Source organism: Streptomyces sp. NBC_00249, assembly GCF_026342355.1.
Classification (GTDB): domain Bacteria; phylum Actinomycetota; class Actinomycetes; order Streptomycetales; family Streptomycetaceae; genus Streptomyces.
The window spans coordinates 145,178-167,160 of record NZ_JAPEMV010000003.1 but is presented as its reverse complement, the minus strand read 5'-3'; the positions used below and the strand labels follow the sequence as shown (position 1 = coordinate 167,160).

The 21,983-nt window shown below is 74.0% G+C and carries 22 protein-coding genes; 12 read left to right on the top strand and 10 right to left on the bottom strand.

Translation table 11 applies throughout. The features are described 5' to 3' along the window. The first annotated feature begins 440 nt into the window (after positions 1 to 440). The 7 genes from OOK31_RS15130 (at position 441) to OOK31_RS15100 (ending at position 4,442) form a co-directional block, all read left to right on the top strand. Positions 441 to 650 carry a hypothetical protein gene (locus tag OOK31_RS15130; protein WP_267013030.1) on the top strand — a complete coding sequence of 70 codons (210 nt, stop codon included), beginning with the start codon at positions 441 to 443 and terminating at the stop codon, positions 648 to 650. Next, a complete protein-coding gene (locus OOK31_RS15125) occupies positions 650 to 1,345 on the top strand; it encodes a restriction endonuclease (RefSeq protein WP_267013029.1) in 696 nt (231 codons plus the stop codon). The genes OOK31_RS15130 and OOK31_RS15125 overlap by 1 nt, the downstream gene beginning before the upstream one ends. A gap of 78 nt (positions 1,346 to 1,423) precedes the next feature. Further along, positions 1,424 to 2,203: an HNH endonuclease family protein gene (locus OOK31_RS15120; RefSeq protein ID WP_267013028.1), complete on the top strand. Its 780-nt coding sequence runs from the start codon at positions 1,424 to 1,426 to the stop codon at positions 2,201 to 2,203. Between the two features lie 50 nt (positions 2,204 to 2,253). Continuing rightward, complete coding sequence (locus tag OOK31_RS15115; RefSeq protein WP_267088292.1) at positions 2,254 to 2,475, top strand: hypothetical protein; 222 nt, start codon at positions 2,254 to 2,256, stop codon at positions 2,473 to 2,475. 86 nt (positions 2,476 to 2,561) lie between these two features. Then, positions 2,562 to 2,792: a DUF5302 domain-containing protein gene (locus tag OOK31_RS15110; protein ID WP_267013027.1), complete on the top strand. Its 231-nt coding sequence runs from the start codon at positions 2,562 to 2,564 to the stop codon at positions 2,790 to 2,792. 111 nt (positions 2,793 to 2,903) lie between these two features. Then, positions 2,904 to 3,314 (top strand): rodlin, encoded by a 411-nt coding sequence (locus OOK31_RS15105; RefSeq protein WP_267013026.1) that lies wholly within the window; start codon positions 2,904 to 2,906, stop codon positions 3,312 to 3,314. A 255-nt stretch (positions 3,315 to 3,569) separates the two neighbouring features. Beyond that, positions 3,570 to 4,442, top strand: a complete 873-nt coding sequence (locus OOK31_RS15100; protein ID WP_323188226.1) for a glycoside hydrolase family 19 protein — start codon at positions 3,570 to 3,572, stop codon at positions 4,440 to 4,442. Between the two features lie 12 nt (positions 4,443 to 4,454). Here the strand turns inward: OOK31_RS15100 and OOK31_RS15095 are convergent, their stop codons facing one another. The 3 genes from OOK31_RS15095 to OOK31_RS15080 all read right to left on the bottom strand — a co-directional run bounded on the left by OOK31_RS15095 (position 4,455) and on the right by OOK31_RS15080 (position 10,161). Further along, positions 4,455 to 5,222, bottom strand: a complete 768-nt coding sequence (locus OOK31_RS15095) for a metalloregulator ArsR/SmtB family transcription factor (protein WP_267088291.1) — start codon at positions 5,220 to 5,222, stop codon at positions 4,455 to 4,457. 99 nt (positions 5,223 to 5,321) lie between these two features. Further along, the gene (locus tag OOK31_RS39385; RefSeq protein ID WP_323188216.1) at positions 5,322 to 8,141 is read right to left on the bottom strand and encodes a LuxR family transcriptional regulator; all 2,820 of its coding nucleotides are present in this window, start codon (positions 8,139 to 8,141) and stop codon (positions 5,322 to 5,324) included. A gap of 247 nt (positions 8,142 to 8,388) precedes the next feature. Then, positions 8,389 to 10,161 (bottom strand): S8 family serine peptidase, encoded by a 1,773-nt coding sequence (locus OOK31_RS15080; protein ID WP_267088289.1) that lies wholly within the window; start codon positions 10,159 to 10,161, stop codon positions 8,389 to 8,391. Positions 10,162 to 10,807: 646 nt separating this feature from the next. Between OOK31_RS15080 and OOK31_RS15075 the strand changes: the two genes are divergently transcribed. The 3 genes from OOK31_RS15075 to OOK31_RS15065 all read left to right on the top strand — a co-directional run bounded on the left by OOK31_RS15075 (position 10,808) and on the right by OOK31_RS15065 (position 13,226). Next, complete coding sequence (locus tag OOK31_RS15075) at positions 10,808 to 11,791, top strand: DUF1996 domain-containing protein (RefSeq protein WP_267013024.1); 984 nt, start codon at positions 10,808 to 10,810, stop codon at positions 11,789 to 11,791. 110 nt (positions 11,792 to 11,901) lie between these two features. After that, positions 11,902 to 12,504 (top strand): sigma-70 family RNA polymerase sigma factor, encoded by a 603-nt coding sequence (locus OOK31_RS15070; protein ID WP_267013023.1) that lies wholly within the window; start codon positions 11,902 to 11,904, stop codon positions 12,502 to 12,504. Further along, the gene (locus OOK31_RS15065; RefSeq protein ID WP_267013022.1) at positions 12,501 to 13,226 is read left to right on the top strand and encodes a zf-HC2 domain-containing protein; all 726 of its coding nucleotides are present in this window, start codon (positions 12,501 to 12,503) and stop codon (positions 13,224 to 13,226) included. Before OOK31_RS15070 ends, OOK31_RS15065 begins: the two co-directional genes overlap by 4 nt. 65 nt (positions 13,227 to 13,291) lie before the next feature. On the opposite strand, the gene OOK31_RS15060 is transcribed toward OOK31_RS15065, so the two are convergent. The 7 genes from OOK31_RS15060 to OOK31_RS15030 all read right to left on the bottom strand — a co-directional run bounded on the left by OOK31_RS15060 (position 13,292) and on the right by OOK31_RS15030 (position 19,984). Further along, positions 13,292 to 14,464, bottom strand: coding sequence for an alpha/beta hydrolase (locus tag OOK31_RS15060; RefSeq protein ID WP_267013021.1), 1,173 nt, complete (start codon positions 14,462 to 14,464; stop codon positions 13,292 to 13,294). An 81-nt stretch (positions 14,465 to 14,545) separates the two neighbouring features. After that, complete coding sequence (locus OOK31_RS15055; protein ID WP_267013020.1) at positions 14,546 to 15,793, bottom strand: cytochrome P450; 1,248 nt, start codon at positions 15,791 to 15,793, stop codon at positions 14,546 to 14,548. After that, positions 15,790 to 17,019 (bottom strand): cytochrome P450, encoded by a 1,230-nt coding sequence (locus OOK31_RS15050; protein WP_267013019.1) that lies wholly within the window; start codon positions 17,017 to 17,019, stop codon positions 15,790 to 15,792. The genes OOK31_RS15055 and OOK31_RS15050 overlap by 4 nt, the downstream gene beginning before the upstream one ends. Further along, on the bottom strand, positions 17,016 to 17,696 hold the full coding sequence (locus OOK31_RS15045; protein WP_267013018.1) for an ATP/GTP-binding protein: 681 nt from the start codon (positions 17,694 to 17,696) through the stop codon (positions 17,016 to 17,018). Before OOK31_RS15045 ends, OOK31_RS15050 begins: the two co-directional genes overlap by 4 nt. Continuing rightward, a complete protein-coding gene (locus tag OOK31_RS15040) occupies positions 17,677 to 18,033 on the bottom strand; it encodes a DUF742 domain-containing protein (protein WP_267013017.1) in 357 nt (118 codons plus the stop codon). The genes OOK31_RS15045 and OOK31_RS15040 overlap by 20 nt, the downstream gene beginning before the upstream one ends. After that, the gene (locus tag OOK31_RS15035; protein WP_267013016.1) at positions 18,030 to 18,431 is read right to left on the bottom strand and encodes a roadblock/LC7 domain-containing protein; all 402 of its coding nucleotides are present in this window, start codon (positions 18,429 to 18,431) and stop codon (positions 18,030 to 18,032) included. The genes OOK31_RS15040 and OOK31_RS15035 overlap by 4 nt, the downstream gene beginning before the upstream one ends. Beyond that, entirely contained in the window at positions 18,428 to 19,984 is a 1,557-nt protein-coding gene (locus tag OOK31_RS15030) for a sensor histidine kinase KdpD (protein WP_267013015.1), read from the bottom strand. The genes OOK31_RS15035 and OOK31_RS15030 overlap by 4 nt, the downstream gene beginning before the upstream one ends. 242 nt (positions 19,985 to 20,226) lie before the next feature. Between OOK31_RS15030 and OOK31_RS15025 the strand changes: the two genes are divergently transcribed. Together OOK31_RS15025 and OOK31_RS15020 are read left to right on the top strand one after the other, a co-directional pair. Next, positions 20,227 to 21,141, top strand: a complete 915-nt coding sequence (locus OOK31_RS15025; RefSeq protein ID WP_267088288.1) for a RimK family alpha-L-glutamate ligase — start codon at positions 20,227 to 20,229, stop codon at positions 21,139 to 21,141. Continuing rightward, positions 21,138 to 21,944 (top strand): RimK family alpha-L-glutamate ligase, encoded by an 807-nt coding sequence (locus OOK31_RS15020; RefSeq protein ID WP_267013014.1) that lies wholly within the window; start codon positions 21,138 to 21,140, stop codon positions 21,942 to 21,944. Before OOK31_RS15025 ends, OOK31_RS15020 begins: the two co-directional genes overlap by 4 nt. Positions 21,945 to 21,983 lie beyond the last annotated feature (39 nt).

The window sequence follows — 21,983 nt, the reverse complement described above, 5'->3', positions numbered from 1 at the left end:
CCCCTCCCGGATCAGCACAGCCCCGGCTCCGCGTCCCGACGGCCCGGGCCAACTCCGTCCGGCGCCAGGCCCGGACGACGCACCAGGACTACGCCGCCACGTGGGCACCCTCTCCCCGACCAGTACCGCCCTGGCACTCCGGATACGTCCCAGCGGCCCGGGCAAGCTCGAGGTGCGGACGTCACGCCAAGGCTGCGCCCCCTACCGGGCCGATAGCCAACTGGCACCCCTGCACATCCCACCGGCCCGGCCGGGCCGCGGGCCGGCGTCGGCCCGCGCGGTGTCGGGTGGCGCCCGCCGCCTCGCCCCCGCCCCGGGCGTGGCCGGTTCGCGACCCCCAGAAGGGGCTTCGGGCACGATTGCCCATGTTCCGTCCCCGTCCTGCCCACACTCGTGGAGAAGGGGGCCGCACGGGGTGGCCGTCCTGGGGAGGGGGCCCGATGGCACGGGAGGGTTACACCCGGGTACGGGCGCACTGGCGCCGTCGTCCGGCGCCGCGGCGGTCGGTGAAGCGGCTCAGCGGCTGGACCGTCGCCGCGCTGATCGCCGGGGTCTGGCTGTGGACGCAGGTGTTCGGGGTGGCCGAGGAGGCCGGGCCCCCGCCCCCCGCGCCGCCGCAGGCGACCGCGCCCGTCCCGGCCGGCCGCTGATGCCCCGGCGTGCGCGCGGGCTGCCCCTGCCGCGCCGTCCCCGGGACCCGGGCGAGCGGGTGGCCGCCGCGGTGGTGGCGCTCGCGGCGGCGGTGCTGGTCGTCCAGGCGGCGGCCGCCACCTGGCGGGCGGTCGCGCCGCACTGGCCGGTGGCGCTGGCGGCGGCCCTGGCGGCGGGGGCGGGGGCCGGGTGGCGCGCGGTGAACTCGGCGGCGGCCCGCCGGCCCGCGTCGGCGCGGCCGGCCACCCTGCGGATCACCCTGGCCGAGTTCGACGCCATGGGCGCCGAGGAGTTCGAGTACGCGCTGCGGGACCTGCTGATCCGGGACGGCTGGCCGGCCCGCAAGGTGGGCCGGGCCGGGGACCAGGCCGCCGACGTGATCGGCGACGACGCGCGGCGCGGCCGGATCGTCGTCCAGGCCAAGCACACCCGCGTCGGGGCGGCGGTGGGTTCGTCGGTGATGTACGAGGTGAAGGGCACCGCGGGCCCGGTGCACCGGGCCGACCACGCCGTGGTCGTCACCAACGGCGGTTTCACGCGGGACGCGAAGGCGTGGGGCGACCGGCACGGGGTCCGCTGGATCGACCGGGAGCTGCTGCGCAGGTGGGCCGAACAGGGCGCGCCGCTGGCCGACTTGCTGCGTCTGCCGCCCGGTCCCCGGCGGCCGCCGGGTCGGCAGCCGGTCAGGACATGAGGGCCCGGTGCGGGGTTGGTTGTCCGGTTATGGGTAGTGTTCCGGGAACAGTGTCCGAAGTCTCCTCGGGGTGGGGCCATGGGTCGTCAGTCAGGTGTGCGCGGCGGGGTGGTGGCCGTGGCGCTGCTGCTCGGGGTGAGCGGCTGCGGGGGCCAGCAGTCCTCCGGCGGCGATGCCAAGACCGGTACGAAGCCGGCGGCGAGCAGCAGTCCGGGTTCCCCGGCCGCGCCCGGTGGCGGCGCGTCGGCGACGGTGCCGGCGCCGGCGCCCGGCGGTGGCGGGAAGCCGGCTTCGGGCGATGTGCTGCCGGGGATGGTCGGGGTGGCGGTGGCCAGGACGCAGCTGGCCGCGCTGCCGGTCGGCAAGCCCGGCACGATGGCCGGGTACAGCCGGGACAAGTTCACGCACTGGGCCGAGCAGGGCAATAAGTGCGACACCCGCGAGGTGGTCCTCGAGCGCGACGGCGCGGACGTCACCCGGGATTCCGAGTGCCGTGCCGTGACGGGCCGCTGGAAGAGCCTGTACGACGGGTCGGAGATCACCGAGGCGGGCAAGCTGGACATCGACCACATGGTGCCGCTCGCCGAGGCCTGGCGTTCGGGTGCCTCGGGGTGGGACGCCGCGAAGCGCAAGGCGTTCGCGAACGACCTGGTCAGGCCGCAGCTGTTGGCCGTCTCGGCGGGGTCCAACCGCTCGAAGGGTGATCAGAGTCCTGATCTGTGGCAGCCGACGGACCGGTCGAGCTGGTGCCAGTACGGGCGTGCCTGGACCACCGTGAAGTCCCAGTACGGGCTGACCGTCACCGAGGCCGAGAGGGCCACGCTCACCACCATGCTCGACACCTGCGCCGCCTCGTGACCGCGTCCCACGAGTGGCGGGACGAGGTCCTCGCCGGGCCCGGCGGGGCCATGACGGACGAGGTCGGCGTGATCACGGGACCGCTGACGCTGCGTACGACCGGAGGGCCGGACGGCAAGGTCCGTTTCGAGGTCCAGTACACGGACGCGGACGAGTGGTACACCCTGTCCGGCAGCCCGGTGGCGCACGGGGACGCGTACGCCCTGCACGCCGCGGCACTGGCCGCGATCCGGGCCGGGGGCGGCGCCGAGGCCCCCGTCCGGCCCGCCTGACGGCGAACCCCGTGGCCCGCACGCCGTACGGCTGACAGACTGGGGCAACCTGATCACTCCAGTACACCGCCCCAGGAGGCACACAGATGGCTGACACGGACACCCCGCAGGACGGCACCCCCCAGGACGCCGCGCAGGACGGCGCCCCGCAGGACGAGTCCCCGGCGGACGCCGCCAAGCGCAAGTTCCGCGAGGCGCTCGAGCGCAACGCCGCGAACGCCCAGTCCCAGCAGTCCCACCAGAGCCGGGCGAAGGTGCAGGGCTCCAGCAGCGGGGCCGGCGGCAAGAACAAGAAGGTACGCCGCAAGACCGGCTGATCCGACGGAGCTGTTGGGCCGCATGGGTGATCGGCGATAACCCTTGGCGCCGGGGGCAGTTGATCAGGACGTCCCGCCGGGGACAGCTCATGCGACAGAAGGATCTTCACGATGCTCAAGAAGTTCATGGCCACCGCCGCGGTCACCGCATCCGTACTCGGCACGGGTGCGGTCATGGCCTCCCCGGCGCTGGCGATCGGCAACGACAACGGCGTCAACACGGTCAATGGCAACAACGCGGCGCAGCTCTACGGCAACCAGGAGACCAAGGGCGACCAGAGCCCGCAGCTCAGCGCGGTCCAGGGCTCGCTGAACAAGCTCTGCGTCGGCCTGCCGGCGAAGGTCAACCTCCAGTCGGTCCTGGCCGCGCTCAACATCGGTGTCCAGGACATCAACGTCCTGTCCAACCCGCAGAACCAGCAGTGCGCCGAGAACTCCACCCAGGCCAAGGGTGACGAGTCCCTCTCCCACATCGTGGACAACATCCCGGTGCTGTCGGGCAACCTCTCGGCCGGCAGCTGATCCAGCCGGAGACCGGACCGGCGTGACGGCTCAGGCCGTCACGCCGGTCCAGCGTTTCACCGGAAGCCCGCAGGGGCTCATGGAAGACTCACACAGGAACCTTTGGTCTAGACCTTGACAGGTCCAGACCATTTTCGGTTCAGTGGGCGGAAGCCGTCGCTCCCCACACCCCGCGACAAATCCCCCCACACCAGGAGCAGTTACGTGATACGCACGCTACGCCGCCGCGCGCTCTCCCTCGCCGCGACCGCCGCCGTGACCCTCGGCCTCGCCGTGGCCCTGCCCTCCTCCCCCGCCTCCGCGGCCCCCGCCTGCGCCTCGGCCTGGACCTCCTCCGCCGTCTACACGGGCGGTACGAGCGCCTCGTACAACGGCCACAACTGGCAGGCGAAGTGGTGGACCCAGGGCGAGACGCCCGGCACCACCGGCCAGTGGGGCGTGTGGTCGGACCAGGGCACCTGCGGCGCCGGCGGGGGTACGGACCCGGACCCGGGCACCGGCAACCCCTCCGGCTTCGTGGTCAGCGAGGCCCAGTTCAACCAGATGTTCCCGAACCGGAACCCCTTCTACACCTACAACGGCCTGGTCGCGGCCCTGTCCGCCTACCCCGGCTTCGCCAACACCGGTGACGACACCGTCAAGCGGCGCGAGGCGGCCGCCTTCCTCGCGAACGTCTCGCACGAGACGGGCGGGCTCGTGCACATCGTCGAGCAGAACACGGCGAACTACCCGCACTACTGCGACGCCACCCAGCCCTACGGCTGTCCCGCCGGACAGGCCGCCTACTACGGCCGCGGCCCCATCCAGCTGAGCTGGAACTTCAACTACAAGGCGGCCGGCGACGCGCTCGGCATCAACCTGCTGGCCAACCCGTACCTCGTCGAGCAGGACCCGGCCGTCGCGATGAAGACGGCGCTCTGGTACTGGAACACCCAGAACGGTCCGGGCACGATGACCGCCCACGCCGCCATGGTCAACGGCGCGGGCTTCGGCGAGACGATCCGCTCCATCAACGGATCCCTGGAGTGCAACGGCGGCAACCCCGCCCAGGTCCAGAGCCGGGTGAGCAAGTACCAGAGCTTCACCCAGCTCCTGGGGGTCACCCCGGGGAACAACCTGAGCTGCTGACCGCCCGGCGGGTCACTTCCTGTGGCCCGCCCCCAGGTCCACGGCCATGGGCTTGCCGCTCTCGACGTACGTCTTGAGGTTCGACAGGACGATCGACCAGCCGCCGGTGATCTGGCGCAGCGCAATCTCGTCGCGCAGGTTCTCGTGGGTCACCGTCAGCCGGACGCTGCCGCCGTACGGCACGAGGTCGAAGGTGACCTGCGAGGGGCCCTCGGGCCGGGCGGCCTCGCCCGGCTCGGCCCAGGTCATCACCAGGCGGCGCGGCGGGATGGCCTCCAGTACGGTGCCGACGACGTCGGCCGTGCCGGAGCCGTCCGTGCGGCGGTGCTCCCAGGAGGATCCGGCCTGCCAGTCGGAGACGTTGGCGTGCCCCCAGTAGGCGGTGGTGGCCTCCTCGTCGGTGAGGGCCTGCCAGACCGCTTCCGGGGTGGCCTCGATGTAGGTGGTGTAGACGAACTCGGGCTTGTCGCTCATGACGGTCTCGGCCTTCCGTTTCAGTGCGCTCAGCGCTCGCAGTCGGGGGCGCTCGAACTTGTCGATCCACCGCTCCTGGATCTCGTGGAGCGGTACGGGGTTGAGGTAGTGGAGTTTTTCGCGGCCCCGCCTGACGGTGCTGATGAGGTTCGCGGCCTCCAGCAGGCCCAGGTGCTGGGTCGCCGACTGCCGGGACATCCGTACGCCTTCGCAGAGTTCTCCCAGGGTCTGGCCGTTGCTGCGGTGCAGCTGGTCGAGGAGGTGCCTGCGGGTCGGGTCGGCCAGGGCCTTGAAGACCTTGTCCATGTCACTGCTCTCACTCTCACTGCTCACCCCTCCATCATGCAGGCAAATGCCTGCATGTCAAACAGAGAGGAACCGGTCACCCATGGTGACCGGTTCGTTTCAGTGACCGCGCAGGGCGGTGGCGAGCTGGGCCCGGGAGCGGACGTCCAGCTTCTGGTAGATGCGGGTGAGCCGGGCCTCGACCGTCTTCACGCTGACGAAGAGCTTCGCGGCCGCCTCCTGGTTGCTGGCGCCGTCGCCGACGAGCCGGGCGAGGCGGGCCTCGGCCTCGGTGAGGGCCGCGGCCCCGGGGTGCGGGGCGGCGGCGGTCTCGGGTGCGGCCTCCCGCGCCAGGTCCAGCCAGGGCTTCGCCCCGGCCCGCTCGAAGACATCGGCCGCGGTGCGCAGCGCGGCCCGGGCCGGTGCGCGGCGCCGCCGCCGGCGTTCCACGCGGGCCAGGGCCAGCAGGGTGCGGCCGTGCTCCAGGGGCAGCCCGAGCAGCGCGAACTTCTGCGCGGTGGCTTCCAGCAGGGCGACGGCCTCCTCCGCTTCGCCCCGCGCCGACAGGGCCAGGCCCCGGGCCCGGTCCAGGGCGGCCACCACGGTGGTCCGTCCGAGGGAGCGGGCCACGGGGGTGACCCGGTCGAGGAGGAGGACGGCCTCGCCGGGGGCGTCGGCGGCGACGAGGGCCTCGGCGAGCTCGCCGTGCCAGCGCAGGATCGAGGGGTCCACCACCTGTTGGGCCTCTTCGAGCGCGGCGACGCGGCGCAGCGTGGCCGTGGCCTTCGCGGCGTCGCCGGTGGCGAGTTCGACGGTGCCGAGGGCGTACAGCCCGCGGGAGAGGAAGACCTGGTCCTGTTCCTCCTCGGAGGCCCGGATGCCCCGGCGGGCGTATCCGGCGGCGCGGGCGAAGCTGCCGCCCGCGGCCTCGGCGGTGGCGGCGAGGTACCAGGCGGGGCCGGGTGACAGGCCCGCCTCGATGGTCAGTTCCAGAGCCCGGCGGGCGTGGGCGGCGCCGACGGCGCAGTGTCCGCGCCGCAGTTCGACCTCGGTGAGGCTGCGCAGCACCTCGAAGACGTCCTCGGCGGAGCCGGTGCGCTGTACGGCGGGGAGCAGGACGAGGAGCTGGCGGCGGGCGTCGGCGAGCCGGTCGTCGAAGAGAGCGTGGCGGACGGCGAGGTACTGGGGGGCGTTGCGCATGCCGAGGGGGACCTCGGGAGCGGGCAGGGCGAGGGCCTCGGCGAGGATGTCCTCGGCGTCCCCGTCGCCGAGGATGCGGCCCATCCGGGCGCGCACGGTCAGGGCCATGGCTTCGGCGGCCCGGTCTCCCCCGGCCTTGGCGAGGGCTCCGGCCTCGGCGGCGGCGTCGCGGGAGCGGACGGGGTCGCCGTCGCTGAGGTTGTGCTTCCAGGCGATGCGCAGCTGGACGGCGGCCTTCAGGGAGGGGTCCCCGGCGGCGTCGGCGACGGCGAAGGCGAAGGTTTCGTCGAGGTGGGCGAGGGCCTGTCCGGCGGCGTCGATCACGGCGAGGCGGGCCCGTACGCGCTGGGCGGGCGAGGCCTCTCGGGCGAGGACGGCGCGGGTGGCGCGGCGGGCGAGGTCGGCGCGGCCGGCCCAGCCGGCGTCCTCGGCGGCGGCGACGAGCCGGGCGAGTTCCTCCTCGGGTGCGCGGGCGGGGGTGCGTTCGGCGGCGAGGAGTCCGAGTTCGGCGGCGAGGTCGCGCCGGCCCCGGCGGCGGCAGGCGGCAGCCGCCTCGCTGATCTCGGCGGCGAGGCACGCGTCGGGGGTGTCCACGGCCAGCGCGCGGTGGCGTACGGCCTGGACGGGGTCGTCGACGGCGGCGGCTAGCGCGGCGTGCCCGGCGGCGCGTTCGGGCCAGCCGGCATCGGCGGCGAGGGCGGTGGGGAGGGCTCCGGCGGTGAAGGTGACGGCGCCGTCCTCGCCCACGGTGACCAGCGCGGCCCGTTCGGCCTGGGCGAGTTCGGCTTCCGCGTCGGGCCGGCCGGCACGGCGCAGCAGGGCGGTGGTGGGGCGGGCGGCGAGCGCGGCGAGGAGCAGGGTGCGGCGGGCCTGTTCGGGGGCGGCGGCGAGGAGGCGGCGGGCGACCTCGCGGGCCTGGCCGGAGACGGGCAGGGTGTCGGCGTGGTGGGCACCACCCGCGCCACCCGCCCCGCCCGCGCCACCCGCCCCGGCGGCGCCGGCCGCTCCGGCCGATCCCGCCGCTCCGGCGGCCTCGGCGAGGGAGTGGCCGAGGGCGAGGGCCAGGCGCGGGTTGCCGCCGCTGGCCTGGTGGATGCGTCCGGCGAGGCGGGCGGGCAGTCCGTGACGCAGCAGCAGTTCGGCGACCTCGTCGGCGCCGAGCGGGGGCACGCGGACGGTGGGGGTGCCGGGGCCGCACAGGGGTTCGGCGACGGGGGCGCCGCCCTGGACGCATTCGGCGACGAGGACCCGTACGCGGGGCGGGGTCAGGCGCAGGGCGAAGCGGAGCAGGTCGATGCTCTCGGCGTCGAGCCACTGGGCGTTGTCGAGGACGAGCAGGACGGGACGGGTGGCGGCGAGGGTGCGCAGGACCTCGACGACGGCGAGGCGCAGCGCGACGTGGTCGCGGCCGGCGCCGGGGGCGTCGGTCTCGCGGCGGAGCAGGGCGATGGCGGCGCGCTGGGGTCCGGCGAGGCGGTCGAGGGCGGCGCAGGGGACGGAGGCGAGGAGGGCGGCGGCCGAGGCCTCGGGTATCGACCGGTCGGCGGCTTCGGGGGCGAGCCGCAGGACGGTTTCGCGGCGGGCGTGGGCGGCCGCCGCCACGGCGCGGGCGATCTCGCTCTTGCCCGAGCCGGCGGGTCCGGTGAGGACGGCCCGGCCGTGCGTGATCAGCGCCCGGTCGACGGCCTCGATGAGTTCGCCGTGTCCGACATTGGTGTCAGCGTGCCCCGTCGCCGCCACGCACAGCCACCAGCCTTTCGCTCCCCAGTTCTGTGCCTTTCCTGTGAGACGCGACAATACGAGGTCAGCCGCCTGACGGACCCGGATTGTGACGCAGAAATCAGTCGGGCGACAGAAATGCCGGCGGGGGAACGCGACGGACCTGCCGGTACGGGAGGTACCGGCAGGTCCGTGAGCTGTATTGGTCCGTACTATCGGCCCGTCAGAACGGAGTTGGGGGCATCCGTCGGGAGGGGGCCGGGGTGGATCAGAAGCCGAGGCTCCAGGAGTCGATCTTGCCGGTGTCGCCGCCCGCGTTGTCGTTCACGCGCAGCTTCCAGGTGCCGTTCGCCACCTCGGAGGAGGCGTCGACCGTGTAGGTCTGGTTGATGTTGTCGGTGCTGCCGCCGGCCCGGTTGTGCAGGGTGTAGACGGTGCCGTCGGGGGCGACCAGGTCGACCTTGAGGTCACCGATGTAGGTGTGGGCGATGTTCACGCCGACCTTCAGGGCGGCCGGGGCGTTGCCGGTCACACCGGTGACGGTGATCGGGCTCTCCACCGTGGCGTTGTCGCCGATGGCGAAGTCCGCGGTGTTCTCGAAGGCCGGGGTGGTGGGCGTGGAGGTCACGGCGGCCACGGTCGCGGCCGCGTCGGCGAGACCGGAGCCGCAGCCACCGGTGCAGGTGCCGGCCAGCGGGCGGGCGTTGGTCTTGATCGCCGACTCGACCTGCGCCGGGGTCAGCGAGGGCTTGGCGGCGACGAGGAGCGCGGCGAGGCCCGCGACGTGCGGGGCGGCCATGCTGGTGCCCTGGTACGGCTTGTAGATCTCGGCGCCGGGGGTGGTGGTGCCACCGTTCAGCGTGGAGAGGATGCCGTTCTCGGGGGTGGTGACGGTGCCGGGCGTGTCGGTCGCGCGGCGGGTCTCGCCGCCCGGGGCCGCGACGTCGATGATGGCGCCGAAGTTGGAGTAGAAGGAGCGGTCGCCGGTGCGGTTGCTGGCGGCGACGTTGATGACGTTGTTGCAGCTGGCGGGCGTGAAGCCGGCCGCGTCCGAGTTGCTGTTGCCGGCGGCGACCACGACGGTGGTGCCGCGGCCGACGGCGGCGTTGATGGCGTTCTGGTAGCTGGTGGTGCAGGCGCCGGAGCCGCCGAGGCTCATGTTGATGACCTTGGCGGGGGTCGCGTTCGCCGGGATGCCGGGGACGGAACCGCCGGAGGCCCAGGTGATCGCGTCGACGATGTCCGAGGTGGCGCCGCCGCACTTGCCGAGCACGCGGACGGGCTGGATCTTGGCGTTGTACGCGATGCCCGCGACGCCCTTGGCGTTGTTGGCGGCGGCCGCGATGGTGCCCGCGACGTGGGTGCCGTGCCAGGAGGAGTCACTGGCCTTGGAGCCGGTGCCGCACTCGCCGGCCGCGCTCCAGTCGCCCTGGTCGGCGGGGTTGTTGTCGCGGCCGTTGCCGTCGCGGGCGGCGGTGGAGCTGGTGATGAAGTCGTAGCCGGCGACGATGTTGGGGGCGACGTCGGAGTGGGCCACGTAGCCGGTGTCGATGACGGCGACGGTGACGCCCGAGCCGGTGGTCTTGTTCCAGGCGGCGGGCACGTTCATACCGGCGGTGGGCTCGAAGAGGTCCCACTGCTTGGCGTACTCGGTGTCGTCCGGGGTGGCCAGCGCGTAGGCGCGGGAGTCGGGCTCCACGTAGGCGACGTCGGGGTCGGCGCGGAACTGCTCGATCACGCTCGCCGCGTCGGCCGGGGCGACGGATCCGCCGAGGTTGACGAGGGCGGCGCCGGTGCCGAGACGGCGGTCGAACTTCGCCTTCTTGCCGGCCTTCTTGCCCTTCGCGGTGGCGTCGGCGGCGGCGTCGGTGTTGGAACTGGCCTCGGAAGCCGAGGACTTGTAGCCGACGATGAGGTTCTCGACCGGCGCCGAGGCGGGGGCGGAGGGCGCCGCGGCGGCCGGGAGGGTGGAGGCCGGGTCGTTCCCGGCGGTCACGGCCACGGAGGCGGTGGCGGAGCCGGCGAGCAGGGTGACGGACATGGCCACGACGGATATGAGCCGGCGTCTGGGTGCGTGCACGGTGTTCCCCTATCAAAGGCCGGTTCCGGGCGGGCCGGAGCGGCCGGTCGGTGCAGTGTGGGAGGTGTACCGGCGGCTGCGGGACCGGGGGCGGGCTGGTCAGGCCCGCTCCGGCCGCCGCCGCGCGCCGCGTTGTCCGGCCGCGACGGCGGGGCTGGACAACGGCGGTACCGGCGGGCAGTGCGGCCGCGGGCCGCTTCACACCATGTGGGGTTGGCGCGGGGGCGGTTCGGGTCGCGGAAGATCGCCGGTGGGCAGACAGTAGGCAACGCGGGGATGAACCCGATACGGGGAAAACCCTTGTCCCTCCCCCTGGCGGCAGGGTGAGGGGCGAGGGGAGGCGGCGCCCCGGGCGAGGAGTCGGCGGGGGTTACCTCGGGTTGGGCCCGGTCTCCAGCATCTCCCGAGCGACGGGGCGGGTGGAAGGAGCCCTCGCGCGAGAGCGTCCGGTAGCCCCGCAGCCGCCCCCGGAAAAGAACCGGAACCATTGATTCCGTCGTGCGGGGGCGCTCCACCGCCCGCCCGTGCGACACCTACAAGCCCCTCCCGCCCCCGTCGTGCGGATGCCCGGTTGACTCGCGGGTGGGCAGCGGGAAGCGTGGCCGCCATGGGGAAAGAACACCGACTGCTGGCCCTGCTCGTCTGCCTGGTCCTGGGCACCGGGCTGGCCGCCGCCGTGCTGGGCGCCTCCCGGGCCGCCGGGCCCCGGCACGGCTTCGTGGCGGGGAAGTTCGTGGACCTGACCACGGTGGCACCGGAGCCGGGCGGGCGGCTCCCGGCCGGGCCCGAGGGCTCCACCGGCACCGTGAGCGTGGACTGCGGGCGCAACGAGGAGGGCCACTGGAACGAGGACAACCTGGTGGTCTCCCCCGGACTGCGGGCCGGCGCCCACCACACGCACGCCTACGTCGGCAACCTGTCCACCGACGCGCTGTCCGGTGACGCCTCCCTGGCCGCGGCCGACACCAGCTGCGCCGGCGGCGACCGCTCCACCTACTACTGGCCGGTGCTGCGCCGCCCCGACCGGCCGGGCACCCGCCCCCACGAGGGTTCGGCGGGGCACGGCAACGCGGGCGAGATCCTGCCGGAGGCCTCGGTGGGCGTGGAGTTCCGGGGCAATCCGGTCAGCAAGGTGGTGCCGATGCCGCGGTTCCTGCGCGCGATGACGGGCGACGCCGTCGCGTACACGGCCGGCTCCGGGGCCGACGTACGGGCCCGCTGGGGCTGTTCCGGCCTGCCGGACCGTTCGACGACGGACTACCCGCGCTGCCCGGCGGGCGATCTGGTCACCCGGACGCTGGTGTTCCCCAGCTGCTGGAACGGCCTGGACACCGCGGTCCCCGACCACCGCTCGCACCTGCTGTTCCCCTCCGCCCGCGGCGTGTGCCCGCAGGGCACCTTCCCGGTGCCCGAACTGCGCCTGACGCTGTCCTACGCGGTCGCCCCGGGCGTGCCGATCGCCCTCGACTCCTTCCCCGAGCAGCGGCACAGCCCGAGGACCGACCACGCGATGTTCGTGGACGTGATGACGGACCAGCAGATGGCCGCCCTGGTCGCCTGCATCAACGAGGGCCGCGCCTGCCGCACATGAGCGACGTACAGGAGTGACATGCAGGAGTGACGCACATCACATGAACCGTCCGCGCGCCCAGGGCGTGTTCCGACCGCACCACGCAACACGAGGCGGACGGAGAGGGTGAGATGGCCGGACCACTGTGGCCCCGCGCACGGCGGGGCACGACGGACGAGGCACTGATCAGGGCGGTCTACGAGGAGCACGGCAACGCCCTGCTCGCGTACGCCACCCGGCTGACCGGTGACCGGGCCGCCGCCGAGGACGTCGTCCAGGAGACTCTGATCCGGGCCTGGCGTCACGCGGAGGTCCTGGTCAACGGGAAGGGTTCGGTGCGCGGCTGGCTGCTCACGGTGGCCCGCAACATCATCACGGACCGCTACCGGGCCAAGGCGGCCCGCCCGCCGGAGGTCTCCGGTTCGGCGGCCGCTCCCCCGGTGGAGGGTGACCACGCGGACTCCGTGGTGGACACGATGACGGTCCTGGGGGCCCTCGACCGGCTCTCGCCGGAACATCGCGACGTGCTGACGGAGTTGTACTACCGCCAGCGCAGTGTCGCCGAGGCCGCCGACCGCCTCGGCATTCCGGCGGGCACGGTCAAATCGCGCTCGCACTACGCGCTCAAGGCACTGCGCGAGGTGTTCACGGACGGCGGCGCCGATGCCGTCGGAGACAGACGATCAGGCCGGCCGCCCCAGCAGCCCGGCGGACTGCGGGAGGTGGTGGCGTGAACCGGGAGCGGCACGAGGAGGAACTGCTCGGCCCGTACGTGCTCGGGGTCCTGGACGAGGAGGACGTACGGCGCGTCGAGGAGCACCTCGGCGACTGTGTGCGGTGCCGTGAGGAGGTGGCCGCGTTGCGGGAGATGGAGAAGGTACTGGGCGAGGTGCCCGAGGAGGCGTTCCTCGACGGGCCTCCGCAGGGCGGCGATCTGCTGCTCCAGCGGACCCTGCGGCAGGTGCGCGGGGAGCGGGCGGCGGGTGCCAGGCGGCGGACCGCGCTGGTGGGGCTGGCCGCGGCGGCCTCCCTCGCCGCCGTGTTCTGGGCCGGGGCCCGCCTCGGCGGGGACGATGCCCAGGCGCGGGCGCTGCCCCTGCCGCCGTCCCCGACCGTGTCGGCGCCGGCTTCGCCGCCGCCCGCGGGGACCCGGGTGGCCTCCGCGACGGACGCGGGTTCGGGTGCGCGGATGACCGTGCAGGTGACACCGGCCCCGAAGTGGGTGCGGGTGCACGCGGCGGTGACCGGGGTGCCGGCGGGTGAGCGCTGCCGTCTGGTGGTGGTCGCCAAGGACGGTACGCGGACCACGGCGGGCGGCTGGGTCGTGGGCACGGCCGAGCACGGCGAGGGCAAGGGCGCGGCCCTGGACGGCTCCGCGGCCGTGGACCCGGCGCAGGTGAAGGAGGTCCTGGTGGAGAACGAGTCGGGCCGGACCTTCGTGTCGGTGCCGGTGTAGGGGCCCTGGGTGGCCCTACGGGGACCCGTGCGGCCTTCGCGGGCCGCACGGGTCCCCGTACCCGCTCAGGGGTTGTGGAAGCGGACCTCGGGGGCTCCGGCGGACGGGCCGTCGAGGACGGGCCGGGACTGTCCCTTGAGGTGCTGGTCGAAGAAGGCGGCGACGTAGCGCCGGGTCAGCTCGATGGAGCGGGACCCGGACAGGGGCGCCTCGGGGTGCGGCAGGCCGAGCTGGTCGCGGATCGAGGGGAAGTCGGTGACCCCGAAGTGGTCGGTGCCGTCGAGGGTGATCCAGCGCTTCCAGCCGTCGAACTTCGGCCACAGCGAGACCCAGTTGTCCGCACCGGAGCCCGGCACGCTCGCGGCGGAGCCGATCAGCATGAAGGGGCGGCCGCCGATCCCGTCGGCGGGGTAGGGCTCGGGCAGGGTGCCGTCCATGTCGATGCCCGCGCGGATCCGCCGGTCGGCGGCCATCGCCGGGAGGGCGGAGGCGCCGCCGATGGAGTGGCCCGCCATGGCGATGCGGTCGCGGTCGATCAGCCCGGAGTGGCGCCAGGCCGGGTGGCGGCCGGTGAGCCGGTCCAGCAGGAAGGCGGTGTCCTTGGCCCGTACGGCGGTGACGGCCTCGATGGTGCCCGGGCCGCCGCCGGTCTGTTCGCAGGCCAGGCAGGTCAGGATCCGGCCGCCGGGGAAGGCGGTGGCGGAGCTCTCGTAGGCGTGGTCGACGGCGGCCACCACGTAGCCCCGGGAGGCCAGGTCCTCGGCGAGGGAGCTGAGGGTGGCGCGCGGGACGGTGAACCCGGGCGACAGGACGACCAGCGGGTAGCGGCCGTCGACGGGCCGGGCCCCGGTGCGGGCGTGGGCGCGGGTGCCGGCGAAGGCCGCGGGGTCGATGGCCTGCTCCAGGCCCTTGTCGGCGAGGAGCAGACGGGCTTCCTCGGTGCTCATGTACGGCGCCGGGGCGCGGCCGGTGCCCGCCCGCGCCGGATAGCGCAGGGTGACCATCAGTTCGCGGGGCCCGGAGTGCGCCCAGGGGTCGGTGCGGCTGCGGTCGACCAGGTGGAGGTCCTCCTGGCCGACCGCGAAGCGGCCGGTGGGCCGCGGGAGTTCGGGGGTGACCGTACGGGTGTCCGTGGCGGTGGCGGGGGCGGCGCTCGCCGAGGTGGCCAGGACGGTCGGGACGGGGAGCAGGAGGGCTAAGAGGGCCGCGGCGGCCGCGGTCCGGCGTGTGAGGTGCATGACGACGAACCTAGGCCGCCGGGCGCGGCGGGACGTCCCCTCCGGGGAGGAGTGGTGCTCCCCTCTGCGGAGGAGGCGTGATCACCCTGTGGTCGTAGTGAGCCGGACGGGGAGGTCGTACAGGTCGTTCTGGGTGAGGATCGGCTTGTTGCGCAGTTCCCCGGGTCCGACGGCGAGGCCGAGGTCGGGGAAGCGGGCGTAGAGGGCCGGGAGGGCGACGAGGGCCTCCAGGCGGGAGAGGGCGGCGCCGGGGCAGACGTGGGGGCCGTGGCCGAAGGAGATGTGCCGGTTCGGGGTGCGGGTGATGTCGAACTCGCCCGCGGTGTCGCCGTGCTGGGCCTCGTCGCGGCCCAGGGCGCCGAAGGAGACGAGGAGGCCCTCGCCCTTCGGGAGGATCCGGTCGCCGATCTCGATGTCCTCGGTGGCGAAGCGGATGAGGACGTGCGAGGTGGGGGTGGACCAGCGCAGGGTCTCCTCGACGACGTTCTCCCAGGGGACCTCCCCCGCGAGGACGAGGGCGCGCTGCTCGGGGTGGGTCTCCAGGGCGACGACGGCGTTGACGATGAGGCTGATGGTGGTCTCGTGTCCGGCGGCGACCATCAGCTGGAGGGTGTTGGTGATCTCCTCGGTGCTGAGCCGGTCGCCGTCCTCGGAGGCGGCGAGCAGCGCGCTGGTGAGGTCGTCGCCCGGGTTCTCGCGCTTGGACTCCACGATCCGGGAGAAGAGGGCGCCGAGGTCCGCCATCATCTGCGGGACTTCCTCGGGGAGGGTCTGGGTGGAGAAGAACTTCTCGAAGAGGGCCTTCAGGCGGGGGTGTTCGGCGGCGTCGACGCCCATCAGCTCGCTGATGACGTTCATCGGGAGCGGGTAGGCGAAGCGGGCCTTCAGGTCGACGGTCTCGCCGGCCCCGGTGGTGGCCAGCTCGTCGAGCATCTCCGTGGTCAGCGCCTCGATGCCGGCGCGCAGCTTCTCGACCCGGCGGACGGTGAGGGCCTGGGCGACGAGGGTGCGCAGGCGGCGGTGCTCGTCCCCGTCGACGGTGAGCATGGAGCGGCCGGGGTTGACGAGGCCGATCAGCGGCCAGTCCGGGGGGATCTCGCCGCGCTGCCAGGCGCCCCAGACCTCGATGTCCTTGACGACCCGGGGGTCGGTGAGGAGGGCGCGCGCCTCGGCGTGGTGGGTGACCGCGTGGACGCCCACGCCGCCCGGCAGGACGACCCGTACCAGCGGGCCCGCGGCGCGCAGGGCGGCGCTCTCGGCGTCGAGGTCGGTGACGAAGGGGTCGAGGGTGATCGGGGCGGGGCCGCTGTGGTCGATCGGGCAGGTCATCGGGTGGCTCCAAGGGCGGGCGTCGGGGTGTAGGTCACGGGGAGGGCGCTGAGCCCGCGCAGCCAGGGAGAGGGGCGCCGGGTGAGTTCGGCGGCCGGGACGGCGAGGTCGACGTCGGGGAGCCGGTCGAGGAGGACCTCGATGCCGGTCCGGGCGATGACCTCGGCGACCTCCTGGGCGGGGAAGGGGCAGCGGTGTTCGCCGTGGCCGAAGGAGAAGAAGGCGTTGTTCCCGCCGGTGAGGGCGCCCGTGTCGGTGCGTACGTGCGGGTCCCCGTTGGCGGCGGCCAGGCCCAGCAGGACCAGGTCGCCGCTGCCGATGTGCTGTCCGCCCAGCTTGGTGTCGCGGGTGGTCCAGCGGCCGGCGACGTTCTGGGTGGGGGTGTCCTCCCAGAGCACTTCGTTCATGGCCTCGCCGACGCTGTGGCGGCCGCCGGCCAGGGAGGCGGCGAAGCGGTCGTCGGTGAGCATCAGGCGCAGGGAGTTGCCGATCCAGTCGGCGGTGGGCTGGTGGCCGGCGGCCAGCATCACCATCAGGTCCTGGGCGACCTCGTCCGTGGTGAAGCCGGCGGTGTTGGCGAGCATCCGGGAGGCGACGTCGGGACCGGGCTCGGCGGCCTTGGCGGCGAGCAGGGCGTACATGGACCCGCCGAGGTGGCGTTGGCCCTCCAGAGCGCCCTCACGGCCGTTGATCATGTCGTTCATGGCGGTGACGAGGCCGGGGCCCTGCTCGTCGGAGAAGCCGTAGACGCGGGCGAGGACGCGCAGGGGCAGCAGCATGGCGTATTCGCCGACGATGTCGCAGGCGCCTTTGCCGCAGAGCTCGTCGACGAGTTCGTCGGCGAAGCGTTCGGCGTGGCCCCGCAGTTCGAAGGGGTCGACGGATTCCAGGGCTTCGGAGATCACGGCGGCGCGCTCGCGGTGGCGTTCGCCGACGGTGTAGAGGATGGACGGCTGCTTGCGGCCGATCATCGGGAGCAGGGGCCAGTCGGCGGGGATGCGGTCCCACTGGTTCCACAGGTCGGAGTCCCGGGAGAAGAGCTGCGGGTCGCCGGTGACCTGGTGGAGTTCGCGGTAGCCGAGGACCAGCCAGGCCGGGACGTCGCCGTCGAGGACGACCGGGGCGACGGCGCCGTGGTCGCGGCGCATCTCCCGGTACAGCTCGGCGGGGTCGCTCTGGAAGCGCGGGCCGCCGAGGTAGACGGGCTGGGGCTCGGGGGTGGTCACGGGGTGTGCTCCGGGAGGGGGTGCGGGGCGGCCGGCTGGGGGGGTCTCGGGTGCGGGACGCCCGGGAGTCCGTGGAGGTCCTGGAGGTGCTGGAGGTGCTGGAGGAGGGAGATGAGCACCTGCTTGCTGGACTCGCGGGAGCGTGCGTCGCAGAACAGCAGCGGCACCTCGGGCGGCAGGTCCAGGGCGCCCCGGACCTGTTCGGGGGTGTGGACGGGGCCGCCGAAGTCGTTGCAGGCCACGACGAAGGGCGTGCCGTGGTGTTCGAGGCGGTCGATGGCGTACCAGGAGTCGGCGAGCCGCCGGGTGTCGACGAGGACGACCGCGCCGAGGGTGCCGGAGAACAGCCGGTCCCACAGGAACCAGAAGCGCTCCTGGCCGGGGGCGCCGAACAGGTAGAGCACGTTGTGCGCGTCGAGGGTGATGCGGCCGAAGTCGAAGGCGACGGTGGTGGCGGTCTTCGCGGCGACGCCGTGGGTGTCGTCGACGGCCTCCCCGGCCTTCGTCATCGTCTCCTCGGTGTTCAGCGGGCGGATCTCGCTGACCGAGCGGACCATGGTGGTCTTGCCGACGCCGAAGCCGCCCACGATCACGATCTTCAGGCCGTTGTCGGCTGTGCTGCTGAGGGCCTGACGGGTCTGCCGGGTCTCGTCCCGGTCAGAGGTTGCGGAGTCCAACGAGCACCTGCTCCAGGATGTCGGGGTCGGGAAGGCGGTACGTCGTCGCCCGCGGGTGGCGGGCGCTGACGCGCCCGGTGTCCTGCAGGTCGGCGAGGAGGATCCGTACGATCGACACGGGCAGGCCCAGTTCGGCCGCGACCTCCACGACGGCCGTCGGGTAGCGGCACATCCGCAGGATCGCCGCGTGCTCGGACTGCATGCCTGGCACCGGGTCACACTCGGCGACGATCAGGGTCACCAGGTCGAAGGCGTCTCCGCCGGACCGGGTGCGGCCGCCGGTGAGGGTGTAGAGCCGGTCCGGGGAGTCGTCCCGGCCCGGCCTGCCGCGGCTCAACCCCGGGGCCTGGCGATCAGATGCTCGCTCAGCTGCTCCACCAGTTCGGACATGTTGTGGCCGACGAATCCGGCGTCGGCCTCCTCGTCGGCGACGAGCGCGAGGTGCGCGCCCTCGCCGGCCTCCACGATGAAGAGGATCCCGCCGTGGAACTCGGCCATGGCGGAGCGGACCCCGCCGCTGCCGTCGCCGAACTCGATGGAGGCGCCGTGGGAGAGGCTCTGGATGCCGGCGGCGATCGCGGCGAGCTGGTCGGCCTGGTCGACGGAGAGCTCGGGGGTGCGGCAGAGCTTGAGGCCGTCGCGCGAGAGCACGAGGGCGTGCCGGGCGCCGGGGGTGCGCTCCAGGAGTCCTTCCAGGAGCCAGTTGAGCGTCTCGTCGGTGGTGGAGCCGGTCATCTCGTGTTGCCTTCCGGGTACGGGGGGTTCGTGGGCTGCTGCCGGGCCGGTGCGGAGCGCACGGCCTGCCGGAAGCTGCCGAAGCGGGCGGCGGACCGGGAGGCGCCGGCGGGGGCGGCCGGGGTGGGGGCCGCCTCGTCCGCGTCGGGCCCCTCCGGGTGGGCGGCGGCCAGGGTGCGGCCGCGCCTGCGCTGGGGCAGTCCGCTCTCGCCGAGCACCGGGTTCGCGCCGGTGGTCGCGGAGTCGTGGGAGCCGTCGGGGGTGCCGTGGACGGGCTCGGCCTCCGCGCGCGGGGCGGGCACGCGCCGCGCCGGTGCGGCGGGCGTGAGGGCGGCCGGCAGGTCCGGGACGGGCGTGGCCTCGGCCTGGGTACGGCTGATCAGTTCCTGCGGGAGCATCATCAGCGCGCCGGTGCCGCCGCGCGCGGAGGGCCGGAAGGAGACCGTCAGCCCGTGCTTGTGGGCGAGGCGGCCGACGACGGCGAGTCCGAGGCGGGTTCCGGAGAGCCCCGCCAGGTCCAGCGACTCGGCGGTCACGGCCTGTTCGGCGCGGCGCAGCTGGACCTCGCTCATGACGAGGCCGCTGTCCTCGACGGTGATGACGATCCCGGACGGCACCTCTTCCACGTACACGTGGACCTCGGCGTTAGGCGGCGAGAAGTTCGCGGCGTTGTCGAGCAGTTCGGCGAGGGCGTGCATGACGCCCTCGGCGGCGTGCCCGGCGACGGCGGCCTCGCTGGTGGAGTGCAGCCGGACCCGCTGGTAGCCGCCGATGCGGCCCATGGCGCCGCGCAGGATGGACTCCATGACGATCGGCTTCGCCCAGCGGCGGCCCGAACGGGCCCCGGTCAGTACGGCGATGGAGTCGGCGAGGCGGCCGGCCTGGGCGGTGCGGTGGTCGAGGTGGAGGAGGTCGGTGAGGACGTCCTCGTCGGCGTGCCGGTGTTCCATCTCGCGCAGGTCGGCCAGCATGCCGGTGGCGAGGGCCTGCATCCGGCCGGCCGCGTTGGCGGCGGCGGCCATGGCGGCGGCCCGTCCGGAGCGGGCGCGCCGCAGTTCCTCGCCGAGCCGCTCGCGGGTGACCGCCTGGGCGGAGGCGAGGGTGTCGAGCTCGGTGGTGTGGGCGGTGCGCAGGCCGTCGGTCTCCGCGGTGTGGGCGGCGGTGAGCCGGTCCAGTTCGGCGGCGTGGGCGGTGGTCAGGTGGTCGACCTCGGCGCGGTGGGCGGTGGTGAGGCGGTCGCGTTCGGCGGTGCGGTCGGCGGCCTCGCGGGTGGTCTCGGCCGTGAGGCGGGCGATGTACCCGTCGCGGGCGGAGACTTCACCGGTGAGGTACGTGACCCTGGCGCGCAGGGTGCGGGCGGTGCGCGACTGCCAGGTCACGGCGCAGGCGGCGACCGTCAGCAGCAGCGACCCGAACGCGGCGAACCAGCCGAGGGGGTACTGGACGGCCGACGGGGCCGCGGCCACCGCCGCCGTCGAGAGTGCGCCCGTGGCCACTGCCGTGACGAGCAGGGCGAGCAGGGCGGGGCGAAGGGGGGAGGGCGACGCCGTCATCAATCAAAGCCTCAAACCGGGCGTAAATGGAAGCGATGGTTCCTGTGGCAACGAGGCACAACTATAAGAGGATTGCTGATCGTTTAGGAAAGGTCTTGTCGCAATCCTGTCGATTATTACGCTGGGTAACGCCCACTAAGGCTGCTTCTGAAGCGGTTTCGGGGCTATGCCGTGGCATCCTGTGACGTCACAACTCGCCGGACGGAATCGGCGGAGGACGTCCGGGGAATATGGGGAAGTTCATGAGGCTCTGCTTCCTGGTGGAGGAGCACTACCGCCATGACGGCATGCCCAACGAGGTGATCGGCAAGCTGACCGCGTGGGGCCACCACGTCGACGTGGTCCGGCCGGGCGGCTCGCTGCTGCGCATGAGCCAGGTCGTACGGGCGGGCGCGCACGACGCCTGGGTCCTCAAGACGGTGTCCGGCGGTCCGGGCCTGACCCTCCTGGAGGCCGCGGCCGCCGCCGGGGCCACCACCGTCAACGACGCCCGGTCGATCCGGGGCGTACGCGACAAGGCGCTCGCCGCCGCCCTCGGGCACGCCCGGGGACTGCCGCTGCCCGCCACCTACGCGGTCGCCTCGCCCGAACTCCTCGCGGAGATACCCGACGAGGAGTACCCGCTCGTCGTCAAACCGGCCGACGGCAGCTCCGGACGGGCCGTCCACCTGGTGCCCTCGCCGGACCGGCTGGCCGCGCTGCTCCCCGTACTCGCGGGCGAGGGCATGCTGATCGCCCAGCCGTACGTCCCGAACCCGGGCACCGACATCAAGGTGTACTGCGTCGACGGGGAGCTGTTCGCGACCGAGCGCTGCTCGCCCCTGCACCCCGGCTCCGGGGTCCGCGAACGGCAGGTCCCGCTGCCGCGCGAGGTCGCGGCCGTCGCCGCCCGGGTGGGCGAGGTCTACGGGCTGGACCTGTACGGCGTGGACGTGCTGCTGGGGCCCGACGGGCCGGTGGTCGTCGACGTGAACGACTTCCCGAGCTTCCGTCAGGTGCCCGACGCGGCGGCCCGGGTGGCGCGGGCCGTCCTGGCACTGGCCCGCGCGGGAGGCCGGCAGGGCCCGCCCGCCGCGCCCTGCCCGCCCGCGCGCCCGTACGTGCTGCCGGTGACCGTTCCGGCGCAGGCCTCGGCGGGGGCGGGGGACAGCGCGTGAGGGTCGGCCTGATCACCCCGGACCCCGGGCACCCCCTGCTGGCGGCCACCGCCGCGCTGCTCGCGCCCGCGCACGCGGTGGAGGTGCTGGACCCCGCCCGGGGGGCCGCCGCCGCGGGCGGGGCCCTCGCGGACGTGTACCTGCTGAAGGCGCGCACCCCGTCCGCGCTGGAGCTGGCCGCGGAACTGGAGCGCCGGGGGGCGCCCGTGGTGAACTCCGCGGCTGCGACCGGCCGCTGTCAGGACCGGACGACGATGGCTGCCCTGGCCCGGCGCGCGGGCCTGCCCTTCGCCGCCACCCGGACCTTCGCCTCGGCGGCCGGACTGGCGGCGCGGGCGGCCGGACTGCCGTGGCCGCTGGTGGTCAAGAGCCGGCGCAGCCGCAAGGACGACCTGGTCGCCCGGGTCGACGACCCGGACGCCTTGCGGGAGGTGGCGTCCCGCTGGGCCGTGGAACCGGTCGTGGTGCAGGAGTTCGCACCCAACAGCGGCTTCGACCACAAGGTGTGGGTGGTCGGCGACCAGGTCTTCGCGGGGCTGCGGCGCTCGGAACTGGCCGCCGGGGGCAAGGAACCGGCCCCGACCCTGGAGCGGCTGCCCGACGGCTGGGCCGCGGTGGCGCTGCGGGTCGGCGGGGTCTTCGGGCTGGATGTCTACGGCGTGGACCTCATCGACACCGGTGACGCGGACCCCCTGGTCGTCGACATCAACGCCTTCCCCGGCATCCGGGGCCAGGCCGGCGCCCCCGAGGCCCTCGCCGCCCTGGCCCTGCGCCGGGCCCGCACCGCGCCCTCCCCGGGCTGACAACCCCGGCCGGACGCGGTCCGGCCCGCCGGGCGGCGC

Bases quoted from the DNA above. Each gene is read 5' to 3' on its own strand.
- OOK31_RS15130 (WP_267013030.1), top strand. From the start codon at position 441: ATGGCACGGGAGGGTTACACCCGGGTACGGGCGCACTGGCGCCGTCGT.
- OOK31_RS15125 (WP_267013029.1), top strand. From the start codon at position 650: ATGCCCCGGCGTGCGCGCGGGCTGCCCCTGCCGCGCCGTCCCCGGGAC.
- OOK31_RS15120 (WP_267013028.1), top strand. From the start codon at position 1,424: ATGGGTCGTCAGTCAGGTGTGCGCGGCGGGGTGGTGGCCGTGGCGCTG.
- OOK31_RS15115 (WP_267088292.1), top strand. From the start codon at position 2,254: ATGACGGACGAGGTCGGCGTGATCACGGGACCGCTGACGCTGCGTACG.
- OOK31_RS15110 (WP_267013027.1), top strand. From the start codon at position 2,562: ATGGCTGACACGGACACCCCGCAGGACGGCACCCCCCAGGACGCCGCG.
- OOK31_RS15105 (WP_267013026.1), top strand. From the start codon at position 2,904: ATGCTCAAGAAGTTCATGGCCACCGCCGCGGTCACCGCATCCGTACTC.
- OOK31_RS15095 (WP_267088291.1), bottom strand. From the start codon at position 5,222: ATGGACAAGGTCTTCAAGGCCCTGGCCGACCCGACCCGCAGGCACCTC.
- OOK31_RS15080 (WP_267088289.1), bottom strand. From the start codon at position 10,161: ATGTCCGTCACCCTGCTCGCCGGCTCCGCCACCGCCTCCGTGGCCGTG.
- OOK31_RS15075 (WP_267013024.1), top strand. From the start codon at position 10,808: ATGGGGAAAGAACACCGACTGCTGGCCCTGCTCGTCTGCCTGGTCCTG.
- OOK31_RS15070 (WP_267013023.1), top strand. From the start codon at position 11,902: ATGGCCGGACCACTGTGGCCCCGCGCACGGCGGGGCACGACGGACGAG.
- OOK31_RS15060 (WP_267013021.1), bottom strand. From the start codon at position 14,464: ATGCACCTCACACGCCGGACCGCGGCCGCCGCGGCCCTCTTAGCCCTC.
- OOK31_RS15055 (WP_267013020.1), bottom strand. From the start codon at position 15,793: ATGACCTGCCCGATCGACCACAGCGGCCCCGCCCCGATCACCCTCGAC.
- OOK31_RS15035 (WP_267013016.1), bottom strand. From the start codon at position 18,431: ATGACCGGCTCCACCACCGACGAGACGCTCAACTGGCTCCTGGAAGGA.
- OOK31_RS15030 (WP_267013015.1), bottom strand. From the start codon at position 19,984: ATGACGGCGTCGCCCTCCCCCCTTCGCCCCGCCCTGCTCGCCCTGCTC.
- OOK31_RS15025 (WP_267088288.1), top strand. From the start codon at position 20,227: ATGAGGCTCTGCTTCCTGGTGGAGGAGCACTACCGCCATGACGGCATG.